The organism is Candidatus Dormiibacterota bacterium, assembly GCA_035536395.1.
Taxonomy (GTDB): Bacteria; Patescibacteriota; Saccharimonadia; order UBA4664; family DATLOE01; genus DATLOE01.
Genome location: DATLOE010000018.1, coordinates 46,850 through 67,343, shown reverse-complemented (window position 1 = coordinate 67,343; position 20,494 = coordinate 46,850). Strand labels below are relative to the sequence as shown.

Here is a 20,494-nt window from a genome sequence, read left to right as displayed (position 1 = left end):
AAGCGTTTCTGATACTTTTAAAGTAACCTTTAGAACAAAAACAAATAAGAGGGGAAAAACAAAATGATTAACGATCATGCAGACAGCGGGTCTGCTGTTCTGCAGCTGACCATCGGGTTGCTTTTTGCAGCCATCATCACAGTTGCAGTCTACATCGTGCAGCATCCGCCCGGACAGCTGACGGTGCAGGGGTCAAACGCCCAGAGCGTTTCCACAGCCCAAGTCTCACAGTAGTAAAAAATTCGCCTCCAAAACAGAGGCGATTTTTTTATTTTTAAAAAGCAAGAACCCCGCCTAGGGCAAGTGTTCTTGCTTTAAGTGGGGTTGGGTCAAGCGCTGTGCACTAGCCGCAGATTTCCACGGCGGCGCTTTTTGCGGCTCTTGATGTCGGTCCAGAAAAGACTTTCTTCGTTGAGCCGGCGGGTGTCGGGCGGGAGTGTTTCCTCCAGCTCATCCCAACAGAACGAGCCTCCAACGCAGTCGTAATATTGAATCACAACTGTTCTAGTACCAAATGGCATAGCCAGAATGGCTAGTATCTGGTGGGTTAAAAGCTGTACTTCATGGCGCGAACAGAGCTCATCAAGTATCACTTCTGCTGTCGTACCCTCCTCGCAAGTCGCCAGTTGGTAGTACACAAGCTTCTGTATCTCCTTCAACTGGCCAGCTACCAATTCCTCGTCTTCATTGGTGAGCATCTTGCCGACGATCCGGAATGCGAATCGTTGTGGGTCACATGAGTCATAGCAGTGCTGAACTCTTGTGAGCAAGTCCTGGTTGATGATCATATCCTCTCCAAAGGGTACGCGGGACAAAACCGATAAGGGGTATTTAAGCACAAAAGGTTTAAATTGTCAATTCCAAAATGGGCCAATCTGCTTATGGTAATCGGAGCTGGTTAAGGTTAAAATAAGAGAGTGAATGTGCTAAAAAAGGGCATATGGCTTTAAAATTTATTGAAAAATTTAAAAAGGGCGGTCAAGCCGCGCAATATCTGGTAGCACTAGATATCGGCACCGAATTCGTCAAGGCGCTGGTTGGCCAGGTTGTCGGCGATCCGGGCGGTAATCAAACTGTAGAAATACTCGGTGTAGGACGGCAGCGCCAGAGGCTGACCGATATGCAGTCTGGTGCCGTCACAGATATTGCCGGCGTGGTAGATAATTGCGACGCTGCCCTGAAAGCAGCCGAAAAGATGAGTGGGGTAGTGGCCCGCGATGCGGTGGTGGGAATTGCCGGGGAACTTGTAAAGGGCACCTCTACCACAGTCAGATACAAGCGGACGAACCCCACCGATCGTATAGAAATGCTCGAGCTGCGCAAAATCTTAGATCGCGTACAGGTGAAAGCATACGACAAGGCCAAAGAGAATTTGGCTTGGGAAACCGGCCAGCAGGACATAGATGTGAAGATGGTGAATACCGCAATTGTAGATGTGCAGATTGATGGCTATCGGGTTACCAATCCGATTGGGTTCCAGGGGAGAGATGTAACGATTCAGCTTTTTAACGCCTTTGCGCCCATGGTGCACATTGGCGCACTACAGAGCGTGGCTAATAATCTAGATCTGAACCTCATCAATATCGCGGCCGAGCCGTTTGCTGTAGCTAAATCGGTAGGAGATGATCAATCGGCGGATTTCAGCGCCATATTCATAGATATCGGCGGCGGCACTACAGATATAGCCGTGGTAAATAATGGTGGCGTAGAGGGCACTAAAATGTTTGCTATTGGTGGCCGTTCGTTTACCAAGCGTATTGCCCAGATTGCTGGAGTCAGCTTTGAGAAAGCCGAGCAGATGAAACTGGAGTATTCGGCCGGTAAAATGGAGAAGCCGGAGGACCGTAAGGCAGTCGAAGAGGCCGTGAATGCCGACATTAATGTCTGGCTTTCCGGAGTGGAGCTTTCGCTGGCCGAATTCACCCGGCTCGACCACCTGCCGGCTAAAATTCTGCTTTGTGGTGGCGGTACCGGTCTACCCCAAGTGGTACAGGCTTTACAGGGAGAGTGGTACAAACGTCTGCATTTTGCCCGCCAGCCTATCGTGAGCCATATTTCTCCCAAGGAAGTGAATAGGGTAGTAGATAAGACCGGCCAACTGACAAGCCATGCCGATATTACCCCGATGGGACTGGCAAACCTGGGCCTGGATGTAATTAATACCGGTAGCATTACGGAAAGTGTTATGCAAAAATTAAGCAAAACCCTACAGGCATAATGGCAGCAAACAAAGACAACGCAATATACCTGGAAACCGACGAAGACATTACTTCGGCGATAGATAAGCTGCTGCATTTCGACAGTGATACCGTGCAGGTGGTAGCGGCTGGACGCTCCACACTTTTCCAATCTGTCATAAACCAGAAACTGATTAAAAAAGCGGCCGATGATGCCGGCAAGAAGCTGGTACTGGTAACCAACGACAAGCAGGCGAGTAACTTGGCCGGCCGGGTGGGGATACCAGTTGCTTCCAAGGTTGGCGAAGAGCCGCGCATCCCGCCCTCGGCAGCTCCGGTGGGACCAGAAGAGGAGGTAGATGCAGGGGAAGTCGGTACTCCCCCGCCTCCCCCTCCCCCGCCAGTCCACTCAGAGCCGGAACCGCCCGCCGTACACAAGACCCCTCTGGCCGAGCCAGCCGCCACTCCCCTAGCCGCGGCCGCTAAACCGGCTGGTGCTAAGAAGAAGCGCATACCGGATTTTAACCAGCTGCAGAAGCGCACACTGTGGATTATTGCTGGTGTAGTTGCTCTCATTCTTTTACTGGCCGCTAATTACTTTTTGGCTAGCGCAAAGGTAACATTATTCGCCAAAGCTGCTCAGGTGAATGCTAGTTTCAGTTTTACGGCCGATACTAATGCCCAGGAGCCTCATTATGAAGACGGCATTATACCGGCGACTGCTCTGGACGTCTCCAAAACCCTAACGGCCAAAGGACCGGCTACTGGCAAAAAAGATGTGGGTACCAAGGCAAGCGGTTCGGTCAGTATTAAAAACTGTGAGGATTCCAGCTCACGCAGCTTGCCGGCCGGAACCGTAATGACCGCTTCGGGTAAGAACTTCACAACAGACAATGCTGTAACTGTTCCTGGCGGGTCATTTAGCGGCGGTGGCAGCGTCTGTAATTCATCTACTGTTGATGTGAATGTGACAGCCGCCCAAAACGGCGATGATTACAATCTGGGACCCAGGAGCTATACCAGTCCGGCGCTAAACTCTAATTTCAGGATCAGCGGCACTCAAATGCAGGGCGGTACGACCAAAACGATTCAGGTGGTAACCCAAAGTGATATAGATAAGGCCAAAACGGCGGCCTTGGAGAAAGACAAGCCAGGTTCAACCAAGGAGCTTGTTGCTAAAGCCAAGGACAAACGGGTGCTGAATGAATCGATTGAGCAAAAGGTGACCGCGGCCGTTCCTACTCCAGGAGTTGACCAAGAGGGCGCTCAAGTGACTATCAATATGGAGGTCGCCTACACTGCTCTGGCGGTTGATAAAAACCAATTCTCGGAACTGGTCAAAAAGCAGATTCAGAAGCAGATAGGCGACCAGAATGAGATTTATGATGATGGCACGGATACCATTAAGCTGACCAAGAAAGAGGGTGGTAAGTTCGATGCCGCGGTGGAGGCTTACGCCGGGGCGAGGATCGACCGCGGCAGCCTAGCCAAAGAAATGAAAGGCAAGAAGTATGGTGAAGCTGTGGAGCTGGCTGCCCGCCAGCCTGGAGTGGAACGGGCTGAAATTAAGCTCTCTCCGGTCTGGGCCACCAATATGCCGCCGCTGGTTAAGCGGATTAAGATAGAGATTAAGGTCGCAGGCCTAGGTGAAAACAATCAGTAATGGCTAAAGTTCTAGGCATTGATTACGGCTTAAAGCGGGTTGGCCTGGCTTTTGCCGACATGGAAGCCAAATTTCCAGTACCCTTCACTACTCTTTCCAATAATGATGATTTATTCGAGCGCCTCAAGCAAATAGTGGCGTCAGAGGATGTAGATACTGTTGTGGTCGGCCTGCCCAGGAGCCTCGAGGGGGAGGAAACGGCTCAAACAAAGCTGGCGGCCGCCTTTGCCAAAGAGCTGCAGGCTGAACTAGGCGTACCGGTTGAGATGGTCGATGAAGCTGGCACTAGCGAGGCAGCTATAGATCGGCTGGGTGCAAAAAAGGCGCGCGGTAAAGAGAAGGGTTTGGTTGACCAAGAGGCGGCCGTAATTATTTTGGAGGATTATCTGAATGAATATGATACCGCGTAATTATATTATGTTGGCCGGTTCGGTCGTTTTGGGAGCGCTGTTCGGATTTTTCTCTTGGTATCAGTTGAGTCTGAGGCCGATTAATTTAAATTCTGCTGAATCTAAAACCTATGTGCTCAAAAAAGGTGTAGGTGTGGAGCAGCTTTCTCGGGAACTGAAAACCAAAAAGCTGATTAGAAGCGCCCCGGCCTTTAATATATACGTCACACTGCATGGGTTGCGCAGTCGGCTGCAGGCCGGCAGTTATGAATTCGCAGCCAATGAATCAACCAGAGAAATAGCCAAAAAAATTGCCGAAGGGAGGGTAGCGGTGAACAGAGCAGTATTCCCGGAAGGGACGACGATAATTAAGATGAAGCAGATTTTAGGAGATAAGGGAATTAATCCGGCCGATTTCGATGCCGCACTGGGACAGCCGTACACTTATGATTTTCTAGCATCCAAGCCGGCCGAAGTTTCCTTGGAGGGCTACTTGTTTCCAGACAGTTACGATCTTATTAAACCGGTACAGGCAAAGCTGCTAGTCGCGGAAATGCTCGAAAATTTCGGGGCTAAAATTAAGGAATCTAAGGTAACAGACGGCTGGGCTGCCCAAGGGTTGAATCTCCACCAGGGCCTTACCCTGGCCTCAATCGTTGAGCGCGAAGTACACCAAGAGGAAGACCGTCCGATGGTAGCCCAGTTATACTTGAACCGCTTAAAAAGGGGTATGCCGCTGCAGGCCGATCCAACTGCAGCTTATGCCGGCGAGCTGATTGGCAAAAAACAGCTTGATGTCGGGATTGATTCGCCCTATAACACCTATAAAGTTAACAGTCTGCCGCCCGGGCCTATCTGTAATCCTGGGATCTCTGCAATGCGCGCCGTGGCCAACCCCAAGCCGAATGATTACCTCTACTTTATTTCCGGTAAGGATGGCAAAAATCATTTTGCTAAAACCTTGGCCGAGCACGAGCAGAATATCGCTAAATACCTGAAGTAATACCAGATTAGGGCTTCCTAGCCGCCTTTTTTAAACTGCTTAGAGCATAAGCTTTATATTATTACACCATATTTCGTCAAAAATGTCATTTTTAATTAAAATTACCCTGAAAACTGTCGTTTTTTGGCTCACTAGAGCCAAAAACACCATATTGACAGTCTTTGCCACGCTTGTTACACTACTCGAGTACATTGATAAGCGTAAGGGTTATTACATCAGTTGGTTTTGCTTTTACGTCTATCAATTACCTGTTTGAAATGTCGCACGGAGAGTTAACTTAGGTCGAATCTGTCCCTTTCCGCATATATGTGCGGAAGAAAGACATACAAGCAAGTTAAACCCATTTAAAGTCCGCATAAGCGGATGGGGTGGAGAATAAAATTAGTACTAGAGAAGCTGTTGGTAGCTCACTTCAAACCTTAGGGTTCGGAATCAGGGGTGCCGGATCGACTTCCAAACTAAAATTTCCGCAGGTAGTAAGTCTACCCAAAACTCGAAAAAATCAAAAAACCGCGACCCTCACACCTTTAGGGCGCGTTATTCAAACTTCAATCAAGGCCCTAGCCGGGTTTAAGGCAACTCCCAGGTATGTTTCGCACACCGTTGGGGTTGGCTTAGTGCTGGCCGTAGTGCTCACCGGTTCTACCGGTCAGACTACTCGCCTCAGCCCCCTAGCCAGCCAAGGCGGATACGGCTCCGTATTAGACGAAGCCGCTTCAGCCGATGTGGCTGCAAAGGTTGCCGATCAAACTAATTTACTTGTAGCTTCGGAGGCCACCAGTACCGCTCAGGCCTTGAATTCACAAGCCAGCATTATAACTGCGGGCGATGACACTCTGGCTAACCGCGCAGTGGTAGACACAGCCGGTGTTGTAAGTCGTGACATTAAGACTCACAAGGTAGAGACCGGTGATACTTTGGCCACATTAGCTGCCAAATATAACGTTACGACCGACACTGTTCGCTGGGCTAACGGCTTAAAGGGCGACGAAGCTCTGAAGGTCGGCCAAAAACTGACCATACTGCCTGTCTCGGGCGTGCAGCACAAGCTAGCAGCCGGCGAAACCGCCGATAGCCTGGCAGCCAAGTACCAATCTAATGCGGCTCAGATAATTGCCTTTAATAACGCGGAAGTTACTGGTCTCAAAGCCGGTGATACAGTGGTAATACCTGACGGCGTCATTAATGAGCCTGGTCGGCGCCCGGCAGCAACCCAAGCAGTTGCTTCGGCTTCCACGCCTGCAGGTGGTAAATTTACCATCGGCGGCAATGGCGGCAACTACGCGTACGGTTACTGTACTTACTATGTAGCCATGCGGCGCCCAGTGCCTTCGGGCTGGGGTAACGCTGTCAGCTGGCTCTACAACGCGCGGGCTGGCGGCTACAAAACCGGTTCGGCTCCAGCAGTTGGTGCCATTGCCTGGGGCGGCGGCGGTTACTACGGCCACGTTGCCTACGTAGAGGCAGTCAGCGGTGATTCTGTGACCGTTTCGGAGATGAACTACAACGGTAACTGGAACAGGGTTACTAAGCGGACTGTACCGGCTTCAAGCTTCAAATATATCTATTAATAAAACACATATCTTACGAAAACCGCTCTTAGAAGCGGTTTTCTAGTTATAATAAGGTGATAAGAGTAAACAAGACGTGTTTGCAGATAAAGTCGAAATCGAAATACAGGCCGGTAAAGGCGGTGATGGCCGGGTGAATTTCCGCCATGAAAAGTATCGGGCTATGGGCGGCCCCGATGGCGGCGATGGCGGCCGGGGCGGTAATGTGGTCTTTGAAGCCGATCACAACTTAAACACGCTAGCCGAGTACCGCCGCAAGCGCAAACTAGCAGCTGGCGACGGTCAGCCGGGCGGGTCAAACCGCAAACATGGCAAAGCCGGCGAAGATGTAATTATTAAAGTCCCGCAGGGCACGACTATCTGGGATGGCGATCAGCTTTTGGGGGACCTAGCCCAAGAGGGTATGAGCCAGATCATTGCCCACGGCGGCCGCGGCGGCTTTGGCAATGCTCACTTTACCGCTTCTGCCCGCCAAGCACCCCGGGCAGCAGAATTAGGTGAGCCGGGGGAGCACCGCCAGCTGACTCTGGAACTAAAACTGGTAGCCGATGTCGGTTTAGTGGGCCTGCCGAATGCCGGCAAATCTACCCTGCTTTCGGTTATCTCTAATGCCAAGCCCGAAATTGCCGATTATCCCTTTACGACTTTAATCCCCAATCTGGGGGTAGTCGATTTTCGCAATTACAGCTTTTTAGTAGCCGATATCCCTGGGCTGATAGAAGGCGCCAGCCAGGGCAAGGGCTTGGGCGATGAATTCCTGCGCCATATAGAAAGAACTGCCGTAATTCTGCACTTAATCGATGCCACTTCAGAAGATGTAATAAGTGACTACAAAACGATCATGGGCGAACTCTCGCAGTATAAGATCGACCTTACGGGCAAGCCGCAGCTGGTTATTCTAACCAAAGCCGATGCCGTGGATAAAAAAGAGCTGGAGTCTAAGCAGAAGGCCATAAAAAAGGCCGCGGGCCAAGCGGTATATACGATTTCTGCCCCCGCCCATACCGGGCTGAGTGAGCTGTTGGCCGAAACTGTAAAATTAGTAAAAATTGCCAGAGAGCAGCAAGCAGAGGCCCGTGTTGAAGCCGCCATACCGGTAATAGATGAGGCAACGCAGCCAGACTTGTGGCAGGTGATTTCGGAGGGTGAGGGCTATAGAATTGAAGGCCAGAAGATAGAAAGCTTTGCCACCCGAACCGATTGGAGTAATGATGCCTCCGTGGAGCGCCTGCGCGATATTTTGCGAAAAGTCGGCGTAACCCGTGAGCTTGACCGTCAGGGCATAAACCCGGGCGATATTGTTCATATAGGCCATCATAAATTCACCTGGTAGACGAGTTACCTCTTAAACATTACAATTATGGTAAACCATATAGCATGTGTAATTCGAAAGCAGGTATCGTCAAATGTCCAAGAAAACAAAAATAGCCTCAATACTGGGAGGGTTTTTGGTCAGTGCATCATTATTTTTGACTCCCTCGCCGACATACGCTTTCGGCTTAGGCTGTGAAGGCATAATACAATGCAGTATTATTTATGCCCTTGTCTTCGCTAGCTGGGCGGGTTATCTGATTGGTTTGATTATCTTGCTTTTTATCCTGGCTCGAGTTGGTCAGCGAATCTTTAAGTGGCAGATTAGTATCAAAAGACTTATGATTATCATGCTAGTTGGCGCTTTAGTGTTTACCAGCCTGGCCTTCTTTGCCTACTCAATGATCACCAAGACAATGGGGGGCCAGCGTTTTCAAAATGTAAATCAGCAGAAGTTATCAAAAATAAACTTCCCAGTCTATGAGCCTAAATACTTGCCAGCAGGATACCAGCTTGCTGAAAACAAAGTTAATGATTTCTCGCGGACTATTGAATTCCGTTATTACAACGGATCACCTGGTAAACATCGAAATACTCAAGCGAAAAAAAGAATTGAGATTACAGAAATGGCAAAAACTAAAATTGTGGAAGAAGATGGCAAGTGTTTATTCTCCAATTCTTTTGTAGTAACAACAATTGAGGGCCATCCTAGATGCGAAAAGATCTACAAGGACCCCACGCACTACTGGTATTCGCTTAATGATAGAGATATAGATCGTGGTTACACCAAAGATGATCATATTGGAATCGTAACTAGAGACCAAACCACGATTATTATCACCTATAACGCTATTTCTCGTGCGGAGGTAACAAAAATACTGGATGGGCTAAAGCAGGTCGACCCGAAAGACATAAAATTCTATACCGATTGGCCTGAAGAACCCCCGATCTCATAGGCGAGCTCAGCGAACTCGAATCAAGATTGGCGTAGATACAAGACTTAGGCTCTGCATATTGCAGAGCCTTTTTCTATTCCGGCCAGAAATTCTCTTTATACTCCACATCATCATCTAAGTTTTCGATTTTCTTAGAAATAATCAGCAGTTCAGCCTCTTTGGGCTGACTGTTCCAGATGGAGCGGAAGACATGCGGTGCAATGCGGACCGCCGCCGGGGCTTTAACTTTCTCTATTTTGTCATCTAGCTTGAATTCCAGCTCTCCCGCCAGCACAAACACAACCTCCTCCTGCACCTTGTGCCGGTGGCCGTAGCCGCCCTTGCCACCGCTACCGGTCGGCATCTTTCGGTAGCTCACTGCCACCTGCTCGGTTGCTAGCGGCTTAGACATAAACCGCATTTCGCCCGGCCAGCCCTTCTCCTTAAAGAAGTTTTTGACCTCGCTTAATTTAACTATCGAATAATCGCTCATAATATTCTCGTATAATGTATTTAGTATAGCGTGATTGCCGCACGGGTAAGTTCAAAATAGCGGCTTTTTTATTGTATCTTTCAGAGCCTTATACCATAACCCGTATCCTGCGTCATTGAGATGAAGACCATCTACGGCATACCCATTTATTTCGCTGAGATCAGGATAGCTAAATAAGTCGATATAAGCGACATTGTCATATTCGGTGGCTAGCTTCTTCATACTGCTGCGTAAACGAGAAGAAGAGTTTCCATACCAGGGTCTCGCCGCCAGAGGGAAGAAGCTTGTCTTGCTCAGGTCGCCGGTTGTGAATAGTGCAACTTTGTCCGATCTATTGCTGGCGTAGTCCAAAACCAGCTTGATATTACTTTGCACTTTCCTAAGAGATTTAAACCGAATCAGGTCATTGCCACCGATGTGGATGATTACGAGATTAAACTTACTCTCTGGAAGACTTTCAAGACTTTCCGCTAACTGGTCGCTGCGCAAGCCGTTTATAGAGCGATTAATAATCTCAGCTTCAGGGAATTCAGCGCCGAGTAGGCCTGCTAATGACTTTTCGGGACTACTAACCCCCGTGCCGACCCCCGTGCTGTCGCCGATAATAAGTACACGGTAACGAGGTTTAGCTTGTGATTGTTCGTATGGCTTAGACTGCACAACCAGCTTATTGGCGCGGCTAATCAGCATTTTAACCCTTATAATCTCAAATATGGCATAGACCAGAATAAATACTAGCAATATCATCGTAGCCCGTTTCATTTCAGTACCTAGCGCCCATAATGCTGCCGGACACAACTGCCCAAGCTAGCCGTTAAATCATTTTGGTGGAGCATATCGGGTTCGAACCGATGACCTCATCCATGCCATGGATGCGCGCTACCAACTGCGCCAATGCCCCATAATCACTAGTTTACATCTGCTCTTCTTCCTCTCAAAATTTTGAACAGATATTCACCCTTTCGACCTGAACTTCCCAGGTCTCATCAGACGCTAAGCGTAAGGGTGCTGCACACTGGATCTGGCTCCGTAAGGGAGCCAGGCTTGGCGGACAAATCCAAGCGTATGCAGCTATGTTAGTCCTGTGCTATGTCAGCAGTGCGGGGTTCTCACCTGACTTCTGACGTAGCTGGAGTGTATCCATCCCCAGTTGTCGTAAGGTGGCACCTTGCCGTAGAACCAGCGTCTGGACCCGTAATTTCCGGCTGCCCAGGAAGCGTCGGTCCAGCATCGCATCCAGAACGTGGCTCGGTTATGGACCCAGATCTTCGTCCAGCTCCTTGGCGATGGCGATGCCATCAGTTGCACCCAGGAATCGTGCTCGCTGTATACATATGAGGCGTTTGCCGATGCCGGGACCGCCTGGCCTATTCCCAGGATGACTAGTGCAGTCACGAGCAGGGTTTTAATGTATCGCTTCATGCTATTCACCTCTTCGATTTGAAGGTGCAGGAGGCCGTACGAGTAGCCTATAAAACCCTTCTTGTGCCGGGTTGTCAAGGTGTGGATAAGTGTACATGCTTTTGTTTTACGAGGCAACCGATTTATGTAAAATTTAGTTGGCTTTACAATTTAATTGAGTTTGACACGAGTTTATTACGGGCATAAAATTGTCTTACCTTTAAAAGGTGTTGAAATCACAACTTGCCGCTGTTAGCGGCCAAGATGGTCTGGCAACACAGTACAGTAAATTCGCCAACAGTCTGTACTGGCCGGATCGCCGGTGCTCCGCGCCTCTGGCGGTTGCGTTTGAGCACTATGCTGAATAGCTGGCGTTCAGCTTAAGGCTATTGCCAGTCCGCAGGCAGCCTATTCACAGGCGCCGCGGCCTCCCAGGCCATACCTGGGTACTTCTCGGGTAGCTTACCTCACCAAGGGGGCCGATGCACTCATCGTCTGCATCGGAAGGCATAGGTGCCTATAGGCGGGTCCCGAGACCGTCTGGCATCTATGCTACGATTCTTTGCTGCCGAGTTCTCCCAACAGCGGACGAAAGCAGCAAATGCTTCCTACCGGGAGCCGCTGAGGCACTGCCTCCATACCCCCACTGCGTTAAGGTGGGGGTGTTTTCTTTTATTTACCTCGTATTATCAGATACAATAATGTTATGAAAACATTGCTCCGCCGTGCAATTGCCCGTCAGCTTGAGCGACGGGTTAAAAAATTAATTAAGAAAAACAACCTTAAGATAGTGGCTATTACCGGCAGTGTCGGTAAGACCAGCACTAAACTAGCTATCGCCGCTGTGCTTGGCCAAAAATTTAGAGTGCTGGCCCACCAAGGTAATTACAATACCGAAATCGGCCTGCCCCTATCTATCTTTGAGCTTGATGTGCCAGAGAACTTAACTCAACCGGCAGAGTGGTTGAAAATTCTTAGGCAAATAGATAGGCGGCTAGGCGAGCCATACCCATATGATGTTTTGGTGCTAGAAATGGGAGCCGACCGCCCGGGTGAGATCCAGCAGTTTATGCGTTACATACAGCCCGACGTAGGGGTGGTTACTGCCATTCAGCAGGTGCACATGGAGGGTTTCGGCTCACTTACGGCAATCATTCGCGAAAAAACGGCACTAGCTTCGGGTAGCCGTCAGGTGGTGTACAATGCCGATGATCCTCGCACGGTAGAAGAGGTTCAGCAAATCGGCGGCAAACTATATTCTTATGGCCTGAAGCAGGGTGATTTTCATTTCGAAAACTTCAAACGCCAAGCAAAAGGGTATTCGGGTGCGCTAAAGTGGGGCAAAAAGAGCGTAAAGTTTAAGACGGAACTGGTGGGTGAGCACAGCCTGCGAATAGTAGCCGCCGCCGCCGCCGTAGCCAAGTTGCTGGGCCTAACCGAAAAACAACTGGCTGAAGGTATTGCTAAAATAACTCCGGTACCTGGCCGCATGCAGCTCTTGCCCGGCAAGCGAGGCTCGGTGATTATTGATGATACCTACAATTCCAGCCCCAAAGCCGTCCTTTGCGCCCTTGAAACCTTAAAGCAATCAAACGGCGGCCGTAAAATCGCCATACTCGGTTCAATGAACGAACTTGGCAGCTACGCTGAAGCCGGCCACCAGGAGGTCGGCAAGGCTTGCAGTAGTATTGATATGCTTTTAACGATTGGCGAAAACGCTAACAAGCATCTAGCATCGGCCGCTAGGGGTGCGGGCTTAGACGAGAGCAAAATCCACCGGTTCAATTCCCCTTATGAAGCCGGCCGCTTCTTAGCCCGTAAGCTTAAAGGTGGCGATACGGTGCTAGCTAAAGGCTCGCAGAACGGTGTGTTTGCCGAGGAGGCAGTTGCACTGCTGCTCTCTGACCAGGCCGACAAGGCCAAGCTAGTTCGCCAAGGTGAAGCTTGGCAGGCTCGAAAGCAAGACCAGTTTCCGCTAAAATAGCCCAATGACAATAGACCCTATTACACTTCAATCTTTGAACGGCCAACTGGGCGAACACCGTGCTATGCGCAGCTGCGCGCCGATCGATTTTTATATGTTGCTGGCCGCCGCCGGTTATTTAGATAAAACCATACAGCCCAGCCAATTTTGCCTGGACTTAGATGGCCGCTTACTGAAAACCCAGGGCCAGGACTGGAAGCGCCCGCTTCTTTCCAAGGTTCTGCGCCACAAATACCATGCGCCGATAGTTTCCTGGCAGATCAACGGGCCGCAGCCAACCGATTTCTCCAAAATGAAAGCGGCCGGCTACATTGAAACCACCGAGGAGGTAGATTTTTACAATAAAAACGTGCTTGGAAAATCTGTGGAGCAAATAGTGCGTCAGGGCTTTCCGGTAATTGTAACCATGAAGCCCGGCTTTGGTAGCCCGGAAAATAAAAACATTCATGCCATTATCATTGCAGAGTGGGAGGACGAGAAGGTAACGGTAATTGACCCTGATGCCCGTAATCCTAAATCGGTATTTAAGCCGGATTATGTTAATTCATTTATCAGCCCCGAGGGTGCTGGCTCTATCATTCCGCCCAAGGTTTGACATACTAGCAAAAAGATACTAAAGTTACCGCAATTACAGCCGCATAAAGTGGCTATTGTTCTTTACAGCTCGATCTGAGGAGAGAGTATGGGCAAACTCAAAGTTTTCGTGGTTATAGCTGTCGTGGTGCTTGGCGGCTGGCAGATCAAGAAGTACATAGACAGCCGTACGGATGTTACCGTACAGGTCAAAGTAAAGCTCGCTCAAAAGCAGGTAACGGCCTACTACCAGATGCAGAGCACGGGCAAGCAGCCAGGTGCCATCAAAAAAAGCATCAGCTTTTACCGCTGCCTGAAAGATGGAGGCTTTCAAAAACGGGGCGAGACCTACTCGCATACCCGTAATCTGCCTCAGGCCGGAGAAAGCAGAAACGCCTATTACAAAAGCTGGTATCGCATCAGGGCGCCCAGGCTCAGCCAGGTGCGCATAAGGGCGGTGCATACAGTGGCTGTCTACGACAAAGATGGCAAGCGCATCGGCAAGCCGCACCAGGCTCGCAGCGAGTGCCGTACGGTCAACCGTTAATAGCCCCGGAGAACACCTCGTTTTCCGGGGTGTTCTTTTTTCAGATGACACTAGGCGGCTATCAGGTTACAATAAGCATTAATGAACAGCTATAATCCAAAAACGGTCGAGTCCAAATGGCAGAAGATTTGGGAAGAAACCGGCTTGTACAAAACCGAAACCGATAAGTCTAGGCATAAATTCTACTGCCTGGTAATGTTCCCATACCCTTCGGGCGATCTGCACTCCGGTCATTGGTACTGCTTCGGCCCGAGCGATACATTTGCCCGCTTTAACCGTATGCAGGGCAAGAAAGTACTGCACCCGATTGGGTTCGACGCCTTCGGGCTGCCGGCCGAAAACGCGGCCATTAAGCGCGATATAGCTCCGGCCAAATGGACCGCCGGGAACGTTAAAACTATGACCGCCCAGCTGAAATCGATGGGTGCTATGTACGATTGGAGTAAGTCCATAGATACATCCAGGCCAGAGTACTACCGCTGGACCCAATGGCTGTTTTTAAAATTATACGAGCAAAAGCTAGCTTACCGCGCCAAGGGCTGGCAGAACTGGTGCCCCTCCTGTCAGACCGTGCTAGCAAACGAGCAGGTTATAGGGCCGAATAATGAGTGTGAGCGCTGCGGCACGCCGGTTACCAAGAAAGAGCTCGAGCAGTGGTTTTTTAAGATTACTGAGTACGCCGACAGGCTATTAGAAGGCTTGGAAGAGATTGAATGGCCCGAGAAGATCAAGCAGATGCAGCGCAACTGGATAGGCCGCAGCGTGGGGGCGGAGCTGGAATTTAAGATTGAAGGTTCCAAATCGGCCATTAAAGTCTTTACCACCCGCGCCGATACGATTTACGGTGCTACCTATATGGTGCTAGCGCCAGAGCACGAGTTGGTGGGTAGAGTTACGACTAGCGAGCATCAGCATGAGGTAGAAAAGTACACCCGCCAAGCGGCTTCAAAATCTGAAGTGGAACGGATGGATACCGAGCGTGCTAAAACCGGCGTGTTTACCGGCGCTTACGCCATTAACCCTGCTACAAAGGAAAAGATTCCAGTATGGGTGGCCGATTACGTACTGGCTGGCTACGGTACAGGCGCTATTATGGCGGTGCCGGCTCATGATGAGCGTGATTATGAGTTTGCCAAAAAATTCGATTTGACCGTTACAGAAGTAATTAAGGCCGGCGAGCTGCCTTACTCAGGTGAGGGGGAAATAACAAACTCGGGGGAGTTTGATGGCCAGAATTCGGCTGAAGCTCGTGAAAAAATGACCAAACAGTTTGGCCGTGAGAAGGTGAACTATAAAATGCGCGACTGGCTGATAAGCCGCCAGCGCTACTGGGGTGCGCCGATCCCGATTGTTTATTGTGACACGTGCGGCACCCAGCCGGTACCAGAGGATCAGCTGCCGGTGGAACTGCCGCTGGAGGTAAAGTTCAAGCCGACTGGTAAATCCCCTCTTTCAGAAAGCCCCGATTTTTACGAGGCTAAGTGCCCTAAATGCAAAGGCCCTGCCCGGCGCGAAACAGACACTATGGATACGTTTGTTGATTCCAGCTGGTACTTTTTGCGCTACCCTGACCCAAATAATAATAAGGCGGCTTTTGATAAAGAAAAAACCAAGCATTGGCTGCCGGTCGATCAGTACATAGGCGGAGTGGAGCATGCTATTCTGCACCTGCTTTACGCCCGGTTCATTACTAAGGTTTTGCACGACGCGAAAGAGATTGAGTTTAATGAGCCTTTTAAGCGCCTGTTTAATCAAGGGCTAATCTTGGGGCCGGACGGGCAGAAAATGAGCAAATCGCGCGGGAACGTGATTAACCCCGATGATTGGGTGGGCGATTACGGCGCCGATACCTTCCGCATTTATCTAATGTTTATGGGTCCATACGAGCAGGGTGGGCCGTTTAACCCCAGTGGCATAGATGGCACTAAGCGCTTTTTGAACCGAGTTTGGGTGCTTACACAGGAGTACTTGTCCTCTAAGGATACACTGGAAGATAAAGGCACAGATCAAGCCCTAGAAGCAGCCCTGGCCAGTGCTACCCATAAGACACTCAAAAAGGTAACCGAAGATTTGCAGGTATTCGGCTTTAATACCGCCATTGCCGCCCAGATGGAGCTGGTGAACGAGATGTATAAGCTCAAGAAAGATTTGCCGCTGAGAGGTGATGTGTGGCAGGAAAGCCTAGAGATATTGCTTAAAATACTGGCACCGTTCGCGCCGCATATTACAGAAGAGCTGTGGCAGCAGTTGGGCCATAAAGAGAGTATTCACATTACCAGCTGGCCGGTTTTTGACGAAAAGCTGACACAAGATGAACTGATAGAGGTGGTGGTACAGATAAATGGCAAGGTGCGGGCTGCGCTTTCGGCTGCTCCGGGCGCAAGTCAGGCAGATATAGTGGAGCTAGCCAAAGCCCATGAGGCGGTGCAGCGTCACACCGAGGACAAGAAAATCATTAAAGAGATTTACGTACCAGATAAGCTGGTGAACTTCGTAGTAAAGGAATGAAATTCAGGGCCAGCGGGGCAATGGCATTACTTTGTATAATGTTTGCCTGAAGGGGCAAAAGCTGTTATAATTTCCCTCAAGAGCGCGCATATGCACGTAGATGTAAGTGACATTTTAGCTTCAGACGAAGGCACAACCGCCGAATTTAATATTGCAGGCGAACAGCCTGAGCTTGAAGATGTCACTCTTGCTTCGCCGGTTAACGGCCAGCTTAAATTTGCCCGAACCAAAACTGGATTGGAGCTGGCTGGCAGGTTGCAAACTAGTGTAGAGCTGGAATGTCATCGCTGTTTGCGTTCTTTTGTCCACGAGCTAGACTTCCCCTTTACGGCGGAATTCAGTTTAGAGCCGGCCGACGATCAGTTTCCCATTACCTCTTCCGGTAGGGTGGATCTAGATGAAGCGGCCCGGCAGGAAATAGTGGTACACTTGCCGCCGAAGCAACTCTGCGCGGCTGATTGTGCCGGAATAAAAATGAAAAAAAGTGAAAGTTAAAAGGAGCACCTAGTGGCAGTACCCAAGAAACGCACATCAAAATCTCGCATCCGTAACCGCCGCAGCCATCACGCGCTGGCAGCGCCGCAGTTGCAGCCGGCCTCAGATGGCAGGAATGTAGCCCGCCGCCTGCATAAGGCGATTAAGCTGGGACTGGTAAAGATTAAGCGGACCTAAATGGCATCAAACCGACATCTTGGCCGAATAGTCGCAATGCAGACTCTTTACGAATATGATTTTCGTGAAGGCGCTGGCATTGATACCGACAAAAAAACGATTATGGCCCGCAATCTGGGCGAGTTCTCAAACGCGATTGAAGATAAAGAGTTTGTGCGCGATTTGATCCAAGGCGTTCAGGAAAATTACGAAAAGATAGACGGCATCATAGGTCCGGCCGCCCCGGAGTGGCCAGTGGAGCAGATTGCAAAAATAGATAAGGTAATTCTTAGGATGGGTGTTTACGAGCTACTAATAAAGCGCGAAGTTCCACCCAAAGTCGTAATTAACGAAGCCGTAGAACTGGCCAAGGCCTTTGGCGGCGAAAACTCCAGCAAATTTGTGAACGGTGTGCTGGGTACAATTTATCGTGAAAGTGATGTATACGAACCAGAAGAAGAAAAAGCGAAAGAGTAACAAGCCCCAGTCCAAACCCAGGACTAGGGCTGTCCGTGAATACACGGCCGGAGGAATGGTGTTTCGCCATAGCCAGTCGGGTAAGGACATCGATATTCTGATGATCCAAGACCGCCTGGGCCGCTGGACGATCCCAAAGGGTCATGTGGAAGCAGGGGAGAACCTGCAACAGACGGCTTTGCGGGAGGTTTCTGAGGAGACCGGCCTAAAAGAGCTGGCGATTCGCGATAAGCTCGATAAAATCCACTTTTTTTACCGGCGCGAAGGGCGGTTGATTTTTATGACTACCCATGTGTTCCTAATAGAAGCCTTAGGTGATACCAATGCTCTGGTTTTAGAGAACAGCGAGGGGATCGTAGATGTTAAGTGGTTCTCGCGCGAGAAGGCGCTGGAACTGATTGAATATAAAGACACAGAACATCTTTTCAGGCTGGGCCTGGCTAAGCTGCAAAAGGTATAATATAGACACATGGAAAAAACCAAAAAATCATTAAGTGAACTGCAGCAAGATTTAAACACCCATTTTAAGGATCAAAGCTTGCTAGAGCGCGCTTTTATACATCGCTCGTATTTAAATGAGCACCCTAAGGCCGGCCTGGAGCATAATGAAAGGCTAGAGTTTCTGGGCGACGCGGTACTAGAGCTGGTGGTTACCGATTATCTGTACCGTAACTACCCCAATCCAGAAGGAGATCTGACTAACTGGCGTAGTGCTTTGGTTAAGACCGAATCACTAAGCGCGGTAGCCGACAAACTAGAACTAGACCAGTACCTTAAGCTCAGCCGGGGTGAATCCAAGGGTAATGCCCGCAGCCGAGCCCTTATACTTGCTAACTGCGTAGAGGCCGTTATTGGAGCGATTTACATAGATCAAGGATATGCCGCCGCCGGGAAGTTTATAGATGAGTGCATTATTAGTACTCTGCCTAGTATTCTTGCGGAAGGCAGTTGGGTGGACCCAAAAAGCAAGTTTCAGGAAATGGCCCAAGACAAAGAAGGTCACACTCCGCGCTATAAGGTGCTAGATGAATCGGGACCGGACCACGATAAGACATTTACGGTTGGCGTCTATGTCGGTAAACGCCTGCTGGGCAAAGGCCAAGGTTCGAGCAAGCAGGCTGCGCAACAGCAAGCCGCCGCTGCCGCTCTCAAAAAGTATTAATAACACTTTATCCTTGTATTTTCATTACGCTTATGCTATTACAGATATAGTTTAGTCCTTCGACATAGCGGGGTGGAACGTGACCGGTCTGACATGGAAAGTCAGCTCCGGTACGGGGGTACTGGGGCATTTTGGACCGCTTCATTTTGAACGATTTGGTCTAGGCCGTGCATATCGTCAGCTTCAGGGCATATTTGGTGAGGCTCCGATGCAATGCATGCAAATGGCCGGCATTCTCCGAATGGAGCACACCTACCAGTGGTTTAAGAGGGAGACAGAGAAGCTCAAGGGGCCTATTGGTTTCGTGGGCCATTCTCAGCCCCCCAGCCATTTCTTGAGGCTGGCATGCAATAACCCAGAAAAGTTCCCGGTAGTGTTTTCGGTAGCAGGAGCTCATTTTGGTTCACAGCTTGCAACCAGGCGTATTCTGAGCCAGTTTCCATGCTCACATGATCTGGCTCCAAATAGCGCTTACTTGCTGGAGGTACAGGCCGAGTTTGCAGAGATGCGGGCCAGTCTGCCGCAGCAAGATCAGCCCAGGGTCGTATGCATTGTGGCTTACCGCGACGGCATAGTACTGCCATGGCATTCGGGCCTTATACCGGGGGCCGAGAACTACGTTTTAGCCCGCCAGCAACCCGACAAGCTGCCGCATGATGCGGTTTGGATCCCAACCCGGCACGAGCTGAATCACTTCAGCATCATCCGTGATTCCGAGGCATTGGGCATTATGTCCCAACTGCTCGAGGGTCCATACCCGCGTCAATTGGAGACCGACCAAGATCTGGCTCTCCAAGCGGCTTAATATAGCCCCCGCCCTTTAAAAGGGGCGGGGGAAAGCTTTTATTACTAACAGAGAATTGACTTTTCAGGTTAAAACAGATAACATTAATCCGTTATTTTTAAGGAAATATGCTAGTTATCCGCTTGGCCCGAACGGGCCGTAAAAATTATGCTACCTACCGTATAGTTGCAGCCGAATCATCCCGGGCTGCGACTGGTAAGTTTGTGGAGATTTTGGGCAACTACAACCCACACACCAAGGAGCTCACAATAAAAAAGGAAGAGACCTTAAAGCGGATCAGCAATGGCGCCCAGCCCTCAAACTCAGTAGTTAGACTGCTGCAGAAAGAAAAGTTTGAACTGCCTGAGTGGGTAGAGCTTAAAACCAAGAATCGTAAGCCAAAAAAGGAACCGGTTGTAAAGGAGCCTGCATCAGAGGCTAAGGCGGAGGCTGCACCAGAAGAGGCTCCAGCCGCGGAAGCAGACGAAACTAAGGACGCTCAACAAGAGGCACCAACCGAAGCTCAGCTAGAAGCTCCGGCCGAAGAGCCAAAAGCCGAAGAGACTCAAGATGCTGAATCTGAGCCAGCTCCTGAAGAAACCGTTGAGGAGCCCGTAGCGGAAGAGGCCAAGCCGGCCGAACCAGAAGCTGAAGGCGAGCGCGTAGCAGTTGCAGCTAGCGAAAACGAGCAGAAGATAGAAGAGAATGCCCCTTCGGAAGAAAAGACCGAAACAGCTGAAGATACCGAAGACGTAATAGAAGACGCCGAAAAAGCAGAAGAAACGGCCGCCGACAATGCGGCTGAAGCAGCCGAAGAAGCTGATTCAAAATAGTAAAAAGGTAGTGCTTAGCTTAAGTTTTGCGT

Annotated in this window: 22 protein-coding genes and 1 tRNA gene; 19 read left to right on the top strand and 4 right to left on the bottom strand. The window is 49.9% G+C overall.

Annotated features, from left to right (window positions below; translation table 11 throughout):
* The first annotated feature begins 63 nt into the window (after window positions 1–63).
* On the top strand, window positions 64–234 hold the full coding sequence (locus VNA68_03180) for a hypothetical protein (protein HVE81108.1): 171 nt from the start codon (window positions 64–66) through the stop codon (window positions 232–234).
* Window positions 235–329: 95 nt separating this feature from the next.
* Here VNA68_03180 and VNA68_03175 read toward each other — a convergent pair whose 3' ends face one another.
* Window positions 330–788 carry a hypothetical protein gene (locus VNA68_03175; GenBank protein HVE81107.1) on the bottom strand — a complete coding sequence of 153 codons (459 nt, stop codon included), beginning with the start codon at window positions 786–788 and terminating at the stop codon, window positions 330–332.
* 152 nt (window positions 789–940) lie between these two features.
* On the opposite strand from VNA68_03175, the gene VNA68_03170 reads away from it, so the two are divergent.
* The 7 genes from VNA68_03170 to VNA68_03140 all read left to right on the top strand — a co-directional run bounded on the left by VNA68_03170 (window position 941) and on the right by VNA68_03140 (window position 9,070).
* A complete protein-coding gene (locus VNA68_03170) occupies window positions 941–2,218 on the top strand; it encodes a cell division FtsA domain-containing protein (protein ID HVE81106.1) in 1,278 nt (425 codons plus the stop codon).
* A complete protein-coding gene (locus VNA68_03165) occupies window positions 2,218–3,840 on the top strand; it encodes a hypothetical protein (GenBank protein HVE81105.1) in 1,623 nt (540 codons plus the stop codon). Before VNA68_03170 ends, VNA68_03165 begins: the two co-directional genes overlap by 1 nt.
* Entirely contained in the window at window positions 3,840–4,250 is a 411-nt protein-coding gene (gene ruvX, locus VNA68_03160; protein ID HVE81104.1) for a Holliday junction resolvase RuvX, read from the top strand. Before VNA68_03165 ends, ruvX begins: the two co-directional genes overlap by 1 nt.
* Complete coding sequence (mltG, locus tag VNA68_03155) at window positions 4,231–5,232, top strand: endolytic transglycosylase MltG (protein HVE81103.1); 1,002 nt, start codon at window positions 4,231–4,233, stop codon at window positions 5,230–5,232. The genes ruvX and mltG overlap by 20 nt, the downstream gene beginning before the upstream one ends.
* Window positions 5,233–5,600: 368 nt before the next feature.
* Window positions 5,601–6,803 (top strand): LysM peptidoglycan-binding domain-containing protein, encoded by a 1,203-nt coding sequence (locus tag VNA68_03150; protein HVE81102.1) that lies wholly within the window; start codon window positions 5,601–5,603, stop codon window positions 6,801–6,803.
* 76 nt (window positions 6,804–6,879) lie between these two features.
* Window positions 6,880–8,136, top strand: a complete 1,257-nt coding sequence (gene obgE / locus VNA68_03145) for a GTPase ObgE (protein ID HVE81101.1) — start codon at window positions 6,880–6,882, stop codon at window positions 8,134–8,136.
* 73 nt (window positions 8,137–8,209) lie between these two features.
* Window positions 8,210–9,070 carry a hypothetical protein gene (locus tag VNA68_03140; protein HVE81100.1) on the top strand — a complete coding sequence of 287 codons (861 nt, stop codon included), beginning with the start codon at window positions 8,210–8,212 and terminating at the stop codon, window positions 9,068–9,070.
* A gap of 73 nt (window positions 9,071–9,143) precedes the next feature.
* On the opposite strand, the gene VNA68_03135 is transcribed toward VNA68_03140, so the two are convergent.
* From VNA68_03135 to VNA68_03125, 3 genes are all read right to left on the bottom strand, one after another.
* Entirely contained in the window at window positions 9,144–9,542 is a 399-nt protein-coding gene (locus VNA68_03135) for a cupin domain-containing protein (GenBank protein HVE81099.1), read from the bottom strand.
* Between the two features lie 51 nt (window positions 9,543–9,593).
* On the bottom strand, window positions 9,594–10,304 hold the full coding sequence (locus VNA68_03130) for a GDSL-type esterase/lipase family protein (GenBank protein ID HVE81098.1): 711 nt from the start codon (window positions 10,302–10,304) through the stop codon (window positions 9,594–9,596).
* Between the two features lie 63 nt (window positions 10,305–10,367).
* Window positions 10,368–10,443, bottom strand: a tRNA-Ala gene (locus VNA68_03125).
* Window positions 10,444–11,649: 1,206 nt separating this feature from the next.
* Here VNA68_03125 and murF point away from each other — a divergent pair.
* The 11 genes from murF (at window position 11,650) to rpsP (ending at window position 20,462) form a co-directional block, all read left to right on the top strand.
* Window positions 11,650–12,927 carry a UDP-N-acetylmuramoyl-tripeptide--D-alanyl-D-alanine ligase gene (murF, locus tag VNA68_03120; protein HVE81097.1) on the top strand — a complete coding sequence of 426 codons (1,278 nt, stop codon included), beginning with the start codon at window positions 11,650–11,652 and terminating at the stop codon, window positions 12,925–12,927.
* A gap of 4 nt (window positions 12,928–12,931) precedes the next feature.
* Complete coding sequence (locus VNA68_03115) at window positions 12,932–13,522, top strand: hypothetical protein (protein HVE81096.1); 591 nt, start codon at window positions 12,932–12,934, stop codon at window positions 13,520–13,522.
* An 87-nt stretch (window positions 13,523–13,609) separates the two neighbouring features.
* Window positions 13,610–14,047: a hypothetical protein gene (locus tag VNA68_03110; protein HVE81095.1), complete on the top strand. Its 438-nt coding sequence runs from the start codon at window positions 13,610–13,612 to the stop codon at window positions 14,045–14,047.
* Window positions 14,048–14,128: 81 nt separating this feature from the next.
* Window positions 14,129–16,555 (top strand): leucine--tRNA ligase, encoded by a 2,427-nt coding sequence (gene leuS / locus VNA68_03105; protein HVE81094.1) that lies wholly within the window; start codon window positions 14,129–14,131, stop codon window positions 16,553–16,555.
* Between the two features lie 90 nt (window positions 16,556–16,645).
* Window positions 16,646–17,050 (top strand): DUF177 domain-containing protein, encoded by a 405-nt coding sequence (locus VNA68_03100; protein HVE81093.1) that lies wholly within the window; start codon window positions 16,646–16,648, stop codon window positions 17,048–17,050.
* A gap of 12 nt (window positions 17,051–17,062) precedes the next feature.
* Window positions 17,063–17,227 (top strand): 50S ribosomal protein L32, encoded by a 165-nt coding sequence (rpmF, locus tag VNA68_03095; GenBank protein HVE81092.1) that lies wholly within the window; start codon window positions 17,063–17,065, stop codon window positions 17,225–17,227.
* Window positions 17,228–17,683: a transcription antitermination factor NusB gene (nusB, locus tag VNA68_03090; GenBank protein HVE81091.1), complete on the top strand. Its 456-nt coding sequence runs from the start codon at window positions 17,228–17,230 to the stop codon at window positions 17,681–17,683. It begins immediately after the preceding gene.
* Window positions 17,646–18,143 carry an NUDIX domain-containing protein gene (locus VNA68_03085; GenBank protein HVE81090.1) on the top strand — a complete coding sequence of 166 codons (498 nt, stop codon included), beginning with the start codon at window positions 17,646–17,648 and terminating at the stop codon, window positions 18,141–18,143. The genes nusB and VNA68_03085 overlap by 38 nt, the downstream gene beginning before the upstream one ends.
* A 9-nt stretch (window positions 18,144–18,152) precedes the next feature.
* A complete protein-coding gene (rnc, locus tag VNA68_03080; protein HVE81089.1) occupies window positions 18,153–18,845 on the top strand; it encodes a ribonuclease III in 693 nt (230 codons plus the stop codon).
* Window positions 18,846–18,924: 79 nt separating this feature from the next.
* Window positions 18,925–19,650, top strand: coding sequence for a hypothetical protein (locus VNA68_03075; protein ID HVE81088.1), 726 nt, complete (start codon window positions 18,925–18,927; stop codon window positions 19,648–19,650).
* Window positions 19,651–19,757: 107 nt separating this feature from the next.
* Window positions 19,758–20,462 carry a 30S ribosomal protein S16 gene (gene rpsP, locus VNA68_03070; protein ID HVE81087.1) on the top strand — a complete coding sequence of 235 codons (705 nt, stop codon included), beginning with the start codon at window positions 19,758–19,760 and terminating at the stop codon, window positions 20,460–20,462.
* Window positions 20,463–20,494: the final 32 nt, after the last annotated feature.

What these genes read in the sequence shown, in the direction of transcription:
- VNA68_03165 (HVE81105.1), top strand. Translation starts at nt 2,218, where the DNA reads ATGGCAGCAAACAAAGACAACGCAATATACCTGGAAACCGACGAAGAC.
- nusB (HVE81091.1), top strand. Translation starts at nt 17,228, where the DNA reads ATGGCATCAAACCGACATCTTGGCCGAATAGTCGCAATGCAGACTCTT.
- ruvX (HVE81104.1), top strand. Translation starts at nt 3,840, where the DNA reads ATGGCTAAAGTTCTAGGCATTGATTACGGCTTAAAGCGGGTTGGCCTG.
- mltG (HVE81103.1), top strand. Translation starts at nt 4,231, where the DNA reads ATGAATATGATACCGCGTAATTATATTATGTTGGCCGGTTCGGTCGTT.
- rnc (HVE81089.1), top strand. Translation starts at nt 18,153, where the DNA reads ATGGAAAAAACCAAAAAATCATTAAGTGAACTGCAGCAAGATTTAAAC.
- VNA68_03115 (HVE81096.1), top strand. Translation starts at nt 12,932, where the DNA reads ATGACAATAGACCCTATTACACTTCAATCTTTGAACGGCCAACTGGGC.
- VNA68_03180 (HVE81108.1), top strand. Translation starts at nt 64, where the DNA reads ATGATTAACGATCATGCAGACAGCGGGTCTGCTGTTCTGCAGCTGACC.
- VNA68_03085 (HVE81090.1), top strand. Translation starts at nt 17,646, where the DNA reads ATGTATACGAACCAGAAGAAGAAAAAGCGAAAGAGTAACAAGCCCCAG.
- VNA68_03170 (HVE81106.1), top strand. Translation starts at nt 941, where the DNA reads ATGGCTTTAAAATTTATTGAAAAATTTAAAAAGGGCGGTCAAGCCGCG.
- VNA68_03175 (HVE81107.1), bottom strand. Translation starts at nt 788, where the DNA reads ATGATCATCAACCAGGACTTGCTCACAAGAGTTCAGCACTGCTATGAC.
- VNA68_03110 (HVE81095.1), top strand. Translation starts at nt 13,610, where the DNA reads ATGGGCAAACTCAAAGTTTTCGTGGTTATAGCTGTCGTGGTGCTTGGC.
- leuS (HVE81094.1), top strand. Translation starts at nt 14,129, where the DNA reads ATGAACAGCTATAATCCAAAAACGGTCGAGTCCAAATGGCAGAAGATT.
- VNA68_03100 (HVE81093.1), top strand. Translation starts at nt 16,646, where the DNA reads ATGCACGTAGATGTAAGTGACATTTTAGCTTCAGACGAAGGCACAACC.
- VNA68_03140 (HVE81100.1), top strand. Translation starts at nt 8,210, where the DNA reads ATGTCCAAGAAAACAAAAATAGCCTCAATACTGGGAGGGTTTTTGGTC.
- rpsP (HVE81087.1), top strand. Translation starts at nt 19,758, where the DNA reads ATGCTAGTTATCCGCTTGGCCCGAACGGGCCGTAAAAATTATGCTACC.
- VNA68_03130 (HVE81098.1), bottom strand. Translation starts at nt 10,304, where the DNA reads ATGAAACGGGCTACGATGATATTGCTAGTATTTATTCTGGTCTATGCC.
- VNA68_03135 (HVE81099.1), bottom strand. Translation starts at nt 9,542, where the DNA reads ATGAGCGATTATTCGATAGTTAAATTAAGCGAGGTCAAAAACTTCTTT.
- murF (HVE81097.1), top strand. Translation starts at nt 11,650, where the DNA reads ATGAAAACATTGCTCCGCCGTGCAATTGCCCGTCAGCTTGAGCGACGG.